Below are 12,681 nucleotides of genomic sequence, written 5' to 3'. Positions count from 1 at the left end.
CATTTTACGCATCCTTTGGCACCAGAATTATCTCAATTTGAAGAAAATCAGTTATACCGGTATAGGCAACCAGTCATTTGGACGACAAGTAAGGCGGTCATAATCGATTAGAAAAAGTGTAGTGGTATAGCGAGTTTGGCCACTCTATTGAAGGTGATATTAGATTATTGAGGGTAAATACAAATGACTAAACCTCGAGAGATATCCATTTCAAACACGTTTTGGGGCAACTGTGAGTTACATTGGGAAGTGTTCATTTTCATATGATTCAACTAATGAAATCCATTTTTCAAGCTCAGCACCTTCAGCTGTATTAGGTATTGCATCAAACAGTCCTTCAATTTTCTTTAAAGCTGTACGATACTCATCCTCAGAACTCAGAGGCGCCTCTTCGCAATAAGTAATAATCTCATTTCCAACAGAAGTAGAATCAAGCCATGCAGCTAAGTTATCAGTTATTGGAGCCGTTGCGTCACATTTTGAGAGCAATATATTGAGTTTAGTATTCTTCATTATCAATTCTTCTCTTTGAATCGTCACAGTTACAGTAGCCATTTTGTAGTATGACTAAAATTGAGTCTAAGTTATCTTGACATACTTTGGGGCAAATAATTGCTTAGGGTGGTTACACTAAAGAGTACCTGGACATAAATATGTCAGCCAGCGCCTATCTAGCCTCCGAAAGTGCAAAATACCGCATCACGGCATTCCAATCCTTAAATCGCTCTCCTGAGAAGTGAATTAGCTCACCTTGAAAGCTCTCTTGCCCTTTTCCTTCAACGTAATCATCAATCAAATAGTCACCAACAAGCAGGCCTTTAATTGGCGAGATAATTAACCGTTCGGCATAAGCAAAACCCAAATGCTCCTCTACCCACAATCGCTTCTCTGTGTAACAAAGTGGATTCTTGACTGACGGCGCAGTCAGTATATATGGGTCGTATCGCTCATCGGCCAAAAAGCACTGCATCGCATCGATGGCATTAGGTAGTGGTGACAAGTTAATGAAGAAAGATGGCTGGCTTTGTGGGTATTCAATATCTGGTCGCAAGCGCCTAGCCTGCTCAAATGCGGATTTGTAATCACAAAGCGTATCGTCCATATCGATATAAACAATTTTCATCTTAGCCTTTCTCCTTCTAAGTAACATGAATACGGGGTCTTAGCCTTTTTCTGCTACGACAACACCTTGTCCAGTGAGCGCGTAGTTCGAACGCTAGCCTTGATGAATTGCACAAAACTGGCTGCTTATTTTGCATTATTTGCTTGAGCTGGGATGGTGCTTTCGACTTGAGGAAAAGTAAATCAGACTTTTGAGTCTTAAAATTTGATTCAATCCCTTTCTAACAAACTTTGGGGCAGTAGTTAGTCCTTAAACCTGCTTCTTCACTAAAATCGCCAAAAAATATCAAACTATATTATAAATGATCAAACCCTATTAAGAATTATCAAACTTTAATATAAACACACAGGCACGTAATTCCTAGATGTGTTAATCGGGTCAGCGTCTGATATAAAAAGGCTCAAATCCCTGATTAGCATTAAAACCTACTTTATGCACGCTACAATCAGATACCCTAAAATGTTCTACTCTTCTTGCGAATAATCAATTTCAGGCAGTAAATCTGCTGGCTGGCATTCTAACGCTTTAGCAATCGCATAGAGTTTATCAAGAGTGATGTTTACTTCTCCTCGATCAATTCGTCCAACATAGCTTCTGTCAATATCGGTCAAATTTGCTAATTTATCTTGAGAAATTTTTTTCATTTTTCTCATAGTTCTGAGTTTTTCACTGAATTTTTCAAGTAGTTCGCTCATTGGTAAAGCCTTATATCCAAAAAGCCGAACTATTTCACATTGCGGATTATAATATCACGGACTATAATCCCACGGTTTATAATCCTTACCCAAGCTTACTATGCGATTGAATCCTGTTGTTGCCCAAATTATTTCTGCACCTAACTTTGACCACTTTCTAACCCTTGAAGTGAGATCTGCATATCTGGCGCTTAGTGCTGATAAAACAATAAACCCCAATGAAGCTCGTCGTTATGTATATGGCGAATTGATCAAATTAGTTAACCATGGTTGGCTTAGAAAGTCAGTGTCAAAGAAAAAAGAAATCACGAGGTTTGTCAAAACAGATTTGTTTGTTCCCATAGAAATCGAGGCGCTTACTAACGCTGACGATTTTAAAAAGGCAGACAAGAATGAAGACGATAACCATGATACCAAGTTAATTGATGAACTATTTATGCGACTAAATAACTACAAAACCGACTTGCTTGCAGGGCTTGGAGAGGTGGACGAGTATAAGCTGCTTTGTGAGCAATTCCCATACTTACGTAAGGAACTCCAGCCTAAATATAACAAAGTGAGAGAAGCAAACAGCAAGTTATTGGGCAGTATCAAGGCAATTGAGTCGGTACTATCGAAATTGGTATAGGGCAATAATGAAATTAAGAAAATGGCAAGCTACCTGTATTGAACTAGCACTAAAGAAATACGGCCAGGGTGCACCGCATTTTTTGACCTTGGCAACGCCTGGCGCAGGCAAAACGATTATGGCATCGACGCTAGCCAAACGAATGCTTGAAAGAGATTTAGTTGATGTAATTTTATGTTTTTCGCCATCTGCGACTGTGTGTTTAGACTTTTGCGAAACACTTGAAATTGTTATAGGTGAGCGATTTGACGGGTTGCTAGGTGCTAGAGGACGATCAATGACTTATCAAAGTATGAAGTTTCTTGATTACAACTTTTGGCAGCTATTTGATTCATTTCGTGTTTTTGTCATTTTCGATGAGATACATCACTGTGCTGGTTCTTGTATTGAGAATGCCAATGCTTGGGGGGAGCAAGTCATTTTTAATATTCAGAACAGGGCAAAGCATACGCTGGCGTTGACAGGCACTCCATGGCGCTCTGATACGGCCCCTATCGTGCTTTCTCAATATTGCAGCCATAATCACAAGATTCATTGTGATTATGTGTATGGGCTTGCTGAGGCGATTAGAGATGGAGTTTGTCGGGTGCCTCAGATTATTGCAATAGACAATGACAATATTTCTGTGACGGAGCAATATGAAGGAAAGTCGTTCTCCAGCTTTAAGGAACTGCTGTCGCAATCTTTTTTTCCATATCTAGATGTGGTTCATAATGAAAAGGTAATACGTCACATAGTTGACCAAGCAAATTGCCGATTAGAAGCTCTGCGCAAAGTCAATCCTGATGCAGGAGGTTTAATCATTGCCAGTTCAGTAGAGCATGCAAATCAGATCCTTGAGATTATGCACTGTTACTTTGGTGAAACGGCTATGGTTATTACCTACCGCGAAGATGCACCGACGTCTTTAATTCATCAATTTAGAAATTGCACTTCTAAGTGGGTGATATCGGTGGGCATGATCTCTGAAGGGACGAATATCCCGCGCCTACAGGTGTGCTGCCACTTAACTAACATTAAAACTGAAATGCACTATCGGCAGATCTTAGGGCGAATTTTACGCCGTACTGACATCACTAATCAAAAAGCATATTTATATATGCCAGCAGAACCGAAGCTTGTTGAGTATGCTTATCGGGTGGCTCTGGATATTCCTGATGAAGCAGATGTAATAAAACTTGAGAAGATGACTGCCGAGATCAGCAACACGACCCCAAGAAAAGCAGTACTTACTTCTATGTCGACAGTTTCACTAAAATTAGACGATGAAGCATTTTATTTGTCTCAAGCCGAAACGCAAGGTTCTAGCATCAGCACACTGACTGAAACTTATGAAAAGATGATAAATATTGTTGGCCGTTTTAAGAGTGAAACAATTGATTTAGGCTTAATTTAGAAAAAAATGCAATAAACCCGAGGAGCTACTATGCTGAAAAGTAACAATAAGAATTCGCCTCGATACATCAAAAGGATTTAGCTCATTAATGTTTCTGCAAAGACCTCAACCATTTAACGATGAAACCCTTGAGAGCTATTTTATTCGTGTAGCCAATAAAAATGGATATAGTGACATTCACCGATTTTTGTTGGCTACTAAAAAGTTTTTACAAGAAATCGACCACTGCAAGTTTAGCACCTTTCCCACTGATATCACCTTAATCAACCCTTGTTCCTCAAAATATCATTCTACTGCCCGTACACATAGCCTTTTGAAATTAAGTCAACTAACTTTTAACGAACCATCAGAGCTTTTAGGCTTAGCGATAAATCGTTCATTAATGAAATTTTCTCCAGATTTCTCAGCCTTAATAAGAGGTTCTGAAGTTTTCCCCAGGTATTTTTTACGAACAAAGCAAATACCTTGTTGCCCGCTTTGCTTGGCAGAGCATGGGCACGCAAATTACTTATGGCATTTGTCAGGTTACGACTACTGTCATAAACACAAAATCAAACTTATGTATGAATGCCTGTGCGGAACAGTTTATGACTATCGAAAAGATGGCCTATCAGGCATTTGTAGTGACTGTGGTAAACCAGTGGCCTGGGATGAGGCTGAACATGATAAAGACAAAGTCGCGATTGCTATCTGGTTAGCTGGGGAGGACATAACACCTCTACCGAGTGTCCCTGCAAGTCACCGTTGGGGGTTGCTGCACTGGTGGCAAAATATAGAAAAAGATGAAACCAAAAGCTTTTTGGTATTTTGGCAATGTTGGCCTAAATCTTTTGACGAAATCATCGAGGAACGTATTCAATTTAATCTTCAATACGCTGTTGTTGAAAGAAGCCAACTGAGAGTAAAAGACTTGCTTGGTTCTTTGTTTTTCGGCTCTATTCATCTACCAAGCAGGGATTTACAGTCTAACGTCATTTTAAAACAGCTTTTTAGTTATCTTGAAAACCATCTGTGGGAAAATTCTGGGTTATTGGCTGAACTAAGAATTAATGCTCTAGAGACATGCTTACTGCTAAATTGCTCAATTGAACAAATAGCATCAATGATTAAGCAAAAACTGCTCACACCAAACTGCCGAACAAACAATAACACCCCATTAAATTCAACCAGTTACATTTTTACTCTTGGCGATATTTATTGTCTCTGGCTATCTGAGTTTCAAACTCCCGAGTTTAATAGATCACACTATATTTCGAGGTGGTAATGGCTACACTAAAAGAAATTCTTCAAAGTGATATCGATGACCTTACCAAAATACTGAGAAATGCTTTTCGTCCTCTATCACCTGCTGTGGATATCTCGGCAGACCCTCAAACTGCATTAACCATTCTGATCAACTTAACGGACAACGTTAATTTACAAAAAGATTTGCTCAATCCTAATACATGCGCAGCCAAATTAAGAGATGATAAATGGTGGGCTGATTGTCTTGAAACAGCATCAAATCGCCAAAGCCACAATGTAAAATACCCTGATATTCGCGCTACAGGATTAATCAGAGCGACCCCAATCGGTGAGTTACCACCTTTCACTCTCTCTTCTAGCAATCTCCCCCCAATTGATTGGAGCTATTCTAAAAATTCAAACTGTGTGAACCAGGCAGTATTCTTAACTAGTGAATTTATTTGGAATAACCAACAAACCTGCTTGACACTCATACTTAAGGACGTTAAACACCCTATTTGGCTAATATTAATGAAATTGGGATGTACAAAGAAAAGACAAAAGCAGATAGCAAATAGCTTGTCTAAAATTCCAAACCAAACAATTGAAGCAGAATTGCAATATAACTATCTAAAGCATGTCATCTTTCCTGACGACGCTAATTCATATGTAACGTTATCTCCAGTACCATCCCAATCACTACAAAGCCATGTTTACCAAGCTCTTGAAAATGAATACCAGCTAACAGCTAGAACTTGGTTTAAAAGAGCTACCAATATGGGGTGTTTAGCGATGACGTGCGCAGGAGCATTTAAAACGATTAAAAGCATCCCTAATATTGAAGGGAGTCGCCATCATTACCTGAAAGAGATACCCTATTGGTTAACTAAGTCAGTATTTAAATCTCTTAGTCTATATGCAGAAAGTGGGCAGTGGGTACTAACTAAAAACGATTTAAAACAAAGGATTAATTTGGTTACTGATGATATTAAATCAGCATTATCCTTGTGGATAAACCAAGTAGATTCAAATCAAAAATCTGCGACTCAGTTAGCCGAAGAGCTTAATTTTGAACTGGCGTCTTCTCCATTCACTGCTCGACTTTCATATGACTACAAGTTGACGAAACTATTTACTAACATTTTTAATCAATTCAAAATTGACCGCTCACTAACCCCCTTAGCATTGAACAATTCGTCACACGGTAAATTTTTACTATTACCATGCCTAAGAATAAGGGCGGCATCAGCATTGAACACTCCTTATAGCTTGGGACTGCCCTCATTAATGGCGTTTTTTGGGTTTATTCATGCTCTTGAACGCAAACTATTAGAAATTAACTCCGAATATAGCGTCGATAGTTTTGCAATCTGTATCCACTCAATTAGTTTGAATAAGCGTGGACTCACTAAAGAATCAATTCTCAAAAGTAATAAACAAATTTCCCCCCCAGCAACGCAGGATGAATGGCAATGTGATATCGAGGTGAGTGTTTTGATCCAGTGTCAGTCTGCATTAAATATATCTAGTACAGCGCTTTTCAAAATTATGCCCAAAACTCTGGCCAGAGGCTCGATTAAGATCCCGATTGATAAAATACAAACCCTACAATCATACTCGTCTGCAACATCTGCCATTAAAGCTATTGAACAAACAGGAGGTAAATGGCTTTCACTCCACGAAAAGAAGAAGCTAGAAAATATTAACGACATAATAGAAGAATTAAAAAAAGATCGAAGGCTATTCTTAAATACTATCGGCTATCACCTACTTGAAGTACCCAAAGAAAAGCAACTCGCTTTAAAGGGCTATAACCATGCATTTGCCGAAAACATTTTAGCTCTAATAAGAGTTGTGTCGGTTAGTGAAAAATCGAATTTAGATGATATTTTTTGGCTATACAAATATGAGCAATCTGGCCCAAGGTTATTAACAAGGAGTCTACATGAAACTGCCAAAACACCTAGCGTATCAAGCATCTATAGATCCATCTGATGTCATATTTTTAGTAGTATGGCCTGACGGTAGTAAAACACCATTAAAAATACATAGCCGAAAGATTAATGGCTTGAAAGAAGGGAGTGCTTCAGCTTATAGAGACAATGGAGATATTGATACCACAATAAATACTGCTCAGCTTGCCGAAGGCAACATACATGAAATAGATTTCTGCAACATACCTTTTGGAGCAAAAGCGTTGGAATGCTTATTTTCTGTTTCTTTTATTCCAAAACTACTTGAACCCTATAAATGCTCTGATGACCAAGTAAAGCAACAACTCTCTAAATTACTCTCTTTGTACACTAAAAAGATCGGTTTAAAAGAACTCATTACCCGTTACTTAATCAATATTTGCAATGGTAGTTGGTTATGGGAAAACTCTTCTAGAGCCTATTCAACAGACATCGAGATTACACCTTGGCCTTGGGATCATGGCCCGCTTGTTTTTGAAAATATTAGAAAAAAATATCCTGACTCCAACATTTTTAGAGACGAAAAACACTGGAGTGAATTAGTACAATTGATTACCAATACACTAACAACATCGAATGAGCTTTGTGTTTTAGAAGTCAAAGCCACCATGCAATTTCCAACCTGCGCAACTATTCGTCCTAGCCAAGCCTTTAAAGAGTCAGCAAAGCGCGAAAAAAATCGAGTTTATCAATCTACAGAAATTAATGATCAGACTTCGCCAATTTTTGGTTGTTTCAAAACTGGCGCAGCTATCGCAATGATCGATGATTGGTATCCCAATGCAGAAAAAATGATCAGAGTTGGTCATTATGGTGTCGATAAGCACAATACGATGTGTTACCGCGCGCCAGAAACAGGTAAAGATTTATTCTCCTTACTCAAGCGCTCGGATGAATTTGTAGACACGCTAAATAGTGAAGAAATAATGACAAATGAAACCATCAAAGACTTGCATTTTGTTGTCGCAAACTTGATTAAAGGTGGCCTTTTCCAGCAAAAAGGAAGTTAATTATGCAATGGTATTTTAAAACCGTTACTTTTTTGCCTGAAAAAAGAAATAATGAATTATTAGTTGCACGCTGCCTCAAAATTTTGCATGGATTTAATTATCGGCATAATACTAGAAAAATTGGTGTATCTTTCCCTTGTTGGGAAGAACAAACCATTGGTAGAAAAATATCGTTTGTTAGTACAGCAAAAGAAATTCTTACGGAACTGCTTACTCAGCCCTATTTTTTGCAGATGCTAGAACTGGAATATTTCAGTATTTCTGAGCTCCAAGCTGTGCCTAACAACTGTAACTACGCCATGTTCAAACGATCTTGTTATGTTGATAAATATACACCTTCCGTAATTGCTAAAAGATTGAGAAGGATTGAAAGAAGGGCTCTGGCCCGAGGTGAATATTTTGATCCGAAGAAATACGATTCAAACACAAGTCTTTCGATTGATCACTACCATGTAATTCAAGAGTACAGCCAAAGTAATGACAATGAATTCCGAATCAATATTCAGATGTATCAACGAGACAAAATAGAAGGTTCTGGAGTATTCAGTAGCTATGGCCTTGCAAATTTTGATAATTCGTATCAAAGCGTTCCTTTTGTTTAACATATCCTTTATTTTTTACCACCACATAACCCATTGAAATTTAATTGAAAAGACAAGTATTTATAAAAAAGGGTTGTGAAACCAATTTCAACAAACTAAGCTAAAAATCAAGTGCTTAAGCAATGCCCGTTATAGTGCTCGGCCGCATAGGCCGCTAATAATTCAAAACAATGCTCAACCATACGCACCTCAGCGTGCTCGGCCGCATAGGCCGCTAATAATATGGATAACTGCAGTGTGTCATATGAAGGAATGTGCTCGGCCGCATAGGCCGCTAATAATATGGGCCCCAACGTCGCTGGTGTGCTAGGTTGGAATACGGCCGAATAGGCCGATAGGAGCTAACAAGGAAGAAAAGCATTAAACCTTAGAGTATTTAGAGTTCTACTCAGCCTGAATCGATTAAATATTAGATAGTTAAGTCAGAATGGACTTTGACTTTTCTATTTCGGTTATTCCTAAAATAATCTTCCCAACCAATAATGTTAGAGGGGTCAGCTAGCATCTCTTTCGTTACTGATGTTTTAAATGGGTTTTTCCAAGTCGATGGCTTATCACCTGAAGATAGCTCTGAAGCATAAAGAAAATCACCTTCTGTGAGGCAATCTTCATTATTCTCAATAGCATGAACTGAAGCATGATAAATCAGATTTCTCAATGAACGCATATTCCCTTGAGAAAACGCATAAAGCTTTTTCTGCATTAATGCAGTGTCCAAGCCTGAGCGTTTATTAAATGGTAACGCTTCATCAAGCCTCTTAAGAAAACCTTCAAAAATAGCCTTTTCATTTAGATAACTAAAAGGTCTCAGATGAAACTGAATTGAGAATCTCCCATTGAGTTGACTATTTGCATCTAAAACCACTTTAGAATATGGCATTCCAAACAAAATAATAGGACATTTAGATTTATTGATGAGCATCTTCAACCAATCACCAACCCGAGCTAATATCTTGTTAGATGTTTTTTCCACCAAATGTTGGAATTCGTCGATGATTATGAGCTCAACTTTTAAGTCTTTAACCAGCTGTACTATTCTATGGGTCAATATTGCGATATCTGTTTCATATAAAGCTAAAGGATCATTGATTGCGAGCAGCATTTCTCTGGCAGCATCAACAGGTTTCGCGTTCTCTGGAAGCTCTATATACCACACAGGAAGTACGTCGCCAGTATGTGTAGAATCACCTGGATTATTTTTCAAATACTTTTTTATAATTGATGTTTTCCCAACTCCGGATGCACCATAGACCATCATACATGATGGTTCAGATTCGCGATCAGAGTACTCTCGACAACGCTCTACATGCTTTAAAATTTGTGTAACATTAGGCGTAGAAATGAAAGCTTTTCTCGCTTTTTGAGCACGAATATAATCATTATTATCCATAACCTCCCCCTGCTACACATAATCAACATCCCAGTCAGAGCTATCAATATTATCCGTATTGTTGACACTTCGATCCTTATTGGGAAGTGCTACTTCAGCTTTTTGTACTGATTTGGCTCGGGCCGAATTCTCTTGGTAGCGAGCTCCACGTCGTTTACTCCTAAGGGCTGTCTTCTTTTTAAAAATTGAATCATCTACAATTTTTTCAATCGTTAATTCGGCATCAATTTCATCATTTATATCATATTCAACTCGATTAAGGTTGGCTTTTATCTCAAGGTTTTTCTTATGTTGCCAATAGGATACCTTACAAGCATATTCGTACTCTATTGCAGGTACTTCAAAATATTCTTCATTATCTTCATCTTGAACCCAAATAACCCCCATATTTTCGGGGTTATATTTTAAATTCACTTTATGATCGCCTTTCTTGCCTCGATATTCAGCAAGTCTTTCACTGCTATATGTGAGCCCTGTGCAAACAGTGATACCTTCTTTTCGGAGCGTTTTTCTATCAAACTTAGCAAATCTAAAATCAAGCTCCTGTGGTGTACCTTTAAATTCGTTCGGCCCCCACATTTTGCAGCCTCGTCTCCAAGCTACATTTGGACAGTTTGTTCCTCGTGAATTCGGTTTTTTATGATAAATATCAATTAACCAAATCAAATAGATTCTTGTAATATCTTTTATAGTTAAGCTTGCTTCACTGACTGAGTCATAGCCTTCACGTTTCAAGTAACTACTAAAAGCTTTCCCAGGAAGATCATCAAGTAAAGATGTATTACTCGTACCAAACTGACGTTCAACTGAAGGTTTGTTGTCAGGGGTTTCAACTTTATTTTGATGAATGTTTATAAGCAAACTTTCACAAGCTTTTGCAAATCCATCGGAGAGAAACTCTTTTCCGTTATCAGTTACCACCAAGTCTGGAATACCGTAACAAAGCCATTCATTTTTTACCTCAGGAAATCGAGAAAGTAACTCGTCTTTTGATAAAATGGTATTTTTCAATGCTAATGCAACTGATACGTAACTTGGCGGTTCAAACCCCAAATAAAATCCCACCACAGCTTTGCTATAACAATCAACTAGTTGAGTTAAATATGGGCGTCCAATAGGAGCACCACTATCATCATGGATAACAAAAAGATCAAGCACCGTGTGATCTATTTCAACTCTCTCCATTACATATGAAGTTAAAATTTTCTTGCCCATTCGACGAAACTCACGTTTCGCCACTCGCTCCCCCTTCAGCGCAACAAGCTTTTCAAAAGGAGTAATTTTATGAACCCGCTTACGGATCGATTCATAGTTGGGATATTTTAAACTTGTTTCGTGAGATAAGTTATATACTCGGATTTTTTTCCTGACTCTACGTAATGCTGCAACAATGCTGATCTGTTTCGCTGAAATAACAGCGTCAATAGCTTGATCCATAAACTCTGAAACGATCGTTGACACCTTTATATCTCTGTTACCGCGCTTCTTGATATTAGGAGCTAAAGAAACTGGGTCATAATCTGATTTTTTAAATTTAAGCCACCAACGATAAATAGTGATTGCACTCGGAATTTTTTTATCACTTTCCCTTTGTAATTCAACCCTAAGGGGCTCAATTGTTTTGGTTGTGATATTGTCACATCTTTGACTTACCAGCTTTAATAGTTTTAATCGAAACCTTGCTTCATCTGCAATCTCATCACTAAACGCTGTAAAATCTTTGTAAGTTTTACCACCGATTTCTTCGTTAATCTCTTGAAATAAAGAAAAATCATCATCTTTTGAGCACGCTCCTGAGTTTTGAGGATTGAACCGAGCTATAGATGTCTTAGGCATAATTTAATACCGTCTGATTGGTTAATGGCATCTCCAAGTCAGCGTCAAGGAGACACCTAGCTAAAAGGTCACACACCATAGGCATTATGCCCACACGATTCATGCCGATTTTATGCATTAACGACTCTACATTTTGAGAACCAAAATCACTTAGAATAGAAAGAATGGCTTGTTGATAATGAGTTAAATCATCTCGTGACGCATAACGATGAAGAAGCTTAAGATTCTTAAGAAGCTGAGTATCTCTTATTTCTGACTCCTTCAGTAACTCCAACGGAATCCCAAGTTGTTCAGCAGCACGCTTTTTTGCTTCAAATTCGCGTTTAAAACTTTCGGAGTCAGTTTCTGAATTTGTCTTCACCTCAAAGAGGACAAACTCTCCAGCATTAAATTCAGCAAGAAAGTCTGGAACATAGGTTCGTTTTTTTCCATCTAAAAGATAATTGTATCTTATCGGTTGAGAACAAAACCTTCTGATACTTTTATCAAAGTCAAAATGAAAGCAGGCATCGAACTCTAATGTAGATTCAACTGAAATCCTTTGCCCGCTCTTAGTACTTACATACCTGTGTATGTTTTTTCCACGGGACTTAGTTAAATTTCTGGCGGGTTCATAAAAAGCACTTTTAAGCGCTTCATTTACAACTTCTGGAGAGGATAAGCACGCTTTCACAAAATGTTGCCTCTTTAATCATATGTAGTAAACTTACTCAAGTATGGTTAAAAAAGAGGCAATATCAAGTTATAGTTGGATAAAATATCAATTTATGGTCATAAATATCACTTTATGGTTGTATCGACACA

The 12,681-nt window shown here is 38.0% G+C and carries 12 protein-coding genes; 6 read left to right on the top strand and 6 right to left on the bottom strand.

Features of this window, described 5'->3' with window-relative positions:
• Positions 1-237 precede the first annotated feature (237 nt).
• The 3 genes from AB4160_RS03980 to AB4160_RS03970 all read right to left on the bottom strand — a co-directional run bounded on the left by AB4160_RS03980 (position 238) and on the right by AB4160_RS03970 (position 1,818).
• Positions 238-513: a transcriptional regulator gene (locus AB4160_RS03980; RefSeq protein ID WP_102520066.1), complete on the bottom strand. Its 276-nt coding sequence runs from the start codon at positions 511-513 to the stop codon at positions 238-240.
• 154 nt (positions 514-667) lie between these two features.
• Complete coding sequence (locus AB4160_RS03975) at positions 668-1,123, bottom strand: 5' nucleotidase, NT5C type (RefSeq protein WP_102520067.1); 456 nt, start codon at positions 1,121-1,123, stop codon at positions 668-670.
• 464 nt (positions 1,124-1,587) lie between these two features.
• Positions 1,588-1,818 carry a helix-turn-helix domain-containing protein gene (locus AB4160_RS03970; RefSeq protein WP_102520068.1) on the bottom strand — a complete coding sequence of 77 codons (231 nt, stop codon included), beginning with the start codon at positions 1,816-1,818 and terminating at the stop codon, positions 1,588-1,590.
• Between the two features lie 100 nt (positions 1,819-1,918).
• Here AB4160_RS03970 and AB4160_RS03965 point away from each other — a divergent pair, with 100 nt between their 5' ends.
• From AB4160_RS03965 to cas6f, 6 genes are all read left to right on the top strand, one after another.
• Complete coding sequence (locus tag AB4160_RS03965) at positions 1,919-2,446, top strand: hypothetical protein (RefSeq protein WP_102520069.1); 528 nt, start codon at positions 1,919-1,921, stop codon at positions 2,444-2,446.
• A gap of 7 nt (positions 2,447-2,453) precedes the next feature.
• Positions 2,454-3,842: a DEAD/DEAH box helicase gene (locus AB4160_RS03960; RefSeq protein WP_102520070.1), complete on the top strand. Its 1,389-nt coding sequence runs from the start codon at positions 2,454-2,456 to the stop codon at positions 3,840-3,842.
• 88 nt (positions 3,843-3,930) lie between these two features.
• On the top strand, positions 3,931-5,106 hold the full coding sequence (locus AB4160_RS03955; protein ID WP_102520071.1) for a TniQ family protein: 1,176 nt from the start codon (positions 3,931-3,933) through the stop codon (positions 5,104-5,106).
• A complete protein-coding gene (locus AB4160_RS03950) occupies positions 5,106-7,061 on the top strand; it encodes a type I-F CRISPR-associated protein Csy2 (protein WP_102520072.1) in 1,956 nt (651 codons plus the stop codon). Before AB4160_RS03955 ends, AB4160_RS03950 begins: the two co-directional genes overlap by 1 nt.
• A complete protein-coding gene (csy3, locus tag AB4160_RS03945; RefSeq protein WP_102520073.1) occupies positions 7,012-8,049 on the top strand; it encodes a type I-F CRISPR-associated protein Csy3 in 1,038 nt (345 codons plus the stop codon). Before AB4160_RS03950 ends, csy3 begins: the two co-directional genes overlap by 50 nt.
• 2 nt (positions 8,050-8,051) lie before the next feature.
• Positions 8,052-8,651, top strand: coding sequence for a type I-F CRISPR-associated endoribonuclease Cas6/Csy4 (gene cas6f, locus AB4160_RS03940; protein WP_102520074.1), 600 nt, complete (start codon positions 8,052-8,054; stop codon positions 8,649-8,651).
• A gap of 409 nt (positions 8,652-9,060) precedes the next feature.
• Here cas6f and AB4160_RS03935 read toward each other — a convergent pair whose 3' ends face one another.
• From AB4160_RS03935 to AB4160_RS03925, 3 genes are read right to left on the bottom strand one after another with little or no spacing between them, the layout of a single operon-like run.
• The gene (locus AB4160_RS03935) at positions 9,061-10,041 is read right to left on the bottom strand and encodes a TniB family NTP-binding protein (RefSeq protein WP_102520076.1); all 981 of its coding nucleotides are present in this window, start codon (positions 10,039-10,041) and stop codon (positions 9,061-9,063) included.
• Between the two features lie 12 nt (positions 10,042-10,053).
• Complete coding sequence (locus tag AB4160_RS03930) at positions 10,054-11,877, bottom strand: Mu transposase C-terminal domain-containing protein (RefSeq protein ID WP_102520077.1); 1,824 nt, start codon at positions 11,875-11,877, stop codon at positions 10,054-10,056.
• On the bottom strand, positions 11,870-12,550 hold the full coding sequence (locus tag AB4160_RS03925) for a TnsA endonuclease N-terminal domain-containing protein (protein ID WP_102520078.1): 681 nt from the start codon (positions 12,548-12,550) through the stop codon (positions 11,870-11,872). The genes AB4160_RS03930 and AB4160_RS03925 overlap by 8 nt, the downstream gene beginning before the upstream one ends.
• Positions 12,551-12,681 lie beyond the last annotated feature (131 nt).

This window comes from Shewanella sp. 10N.286.51.B8 (assembly GCF_041469325.1).
GTDB lineage: Bacteria > Pseudomonadota > Gammaproteobacteria > Enterobacterales > Shewanellaceae > Shewanella.
Note: the sequence above shows the minus strand (reverse complement) of the source record. Positions and strands in the feature narration are given on the sequence as shown.

Coding starts and splice junctions, on each gene's coding strand:
- AB4160_RS03960 (WP_102520070.1), top strand. CDS start 2,454: ATGAAATTAAGAAAATGGCAAGCTACCTGTATTGAACTAGCACTAAAG.
- AB4160_RS03970 (WP_102520068.1), bottom strand. CDS start 1,818: ATGAGCGAACTACTTGAAAAATTCAGTGAAAAACTCAGAACTATGAGA.
- AB4160_RS03975 (WP_102520067.1), bottom strand. CDS start 1,123: ATGAAAATTGTTTATATCGATATGGACGATACGCTTTGTGATTACAAA.
- AB4160_RS03950 (WP_102520072.1), top strand. CDS start 5,106: ATGGCTACACTAAAAGAAATTCTTCAAAGTGATATCGATGACCTTACC.
- AB4160_RS03965 (WP_102520069.1), top strand. CDS start 1,919: ATGCGATTGAATCCTGTTGTTGCCCAAATTATTTCTGCACCTAACTTT.
- csy3 (WP_102520073.1), top strand. CDS start 7,012: ATGAAACTGCCAAAACACCTAGCGTATCAAGCATCTATAGATCCATCT.
- AB4160_RS03935 (WP_102520076.1), bottom strand. CDS start 10,041: ATGGATAATAATGATTATATTCGTGCTCAAAAAGCGAGAAAAGCTTTC.
- AB4160_RS03955 (WP_102520071.1), top strand. CDS start 3,931: ATGTTTCTGCAAAGACCTCAACCATTTAACGATGAAACCCTTGAGAGC.
- AB4160_RS03980 (WP_102520066.1), bottom strand. CDS start 513: ATGAAGAATACTAAACTCAATATATTGCTCTCAAAATGTGACGCAACG.
- cas6f (WP_102520074.1), top strand. CDS start 8,052: ATGCAATGGTATTTTAAAACCGTTACTTTTTTGCCTGAAAAAAGAAAT.
- AB4160_RS03930 (WP_102520077.1), bottom strand. CDS start 11,877: ATGCCTAAGACATCTATAGCTCGGTTCAATCCTCAAAACTCAGGAGCG.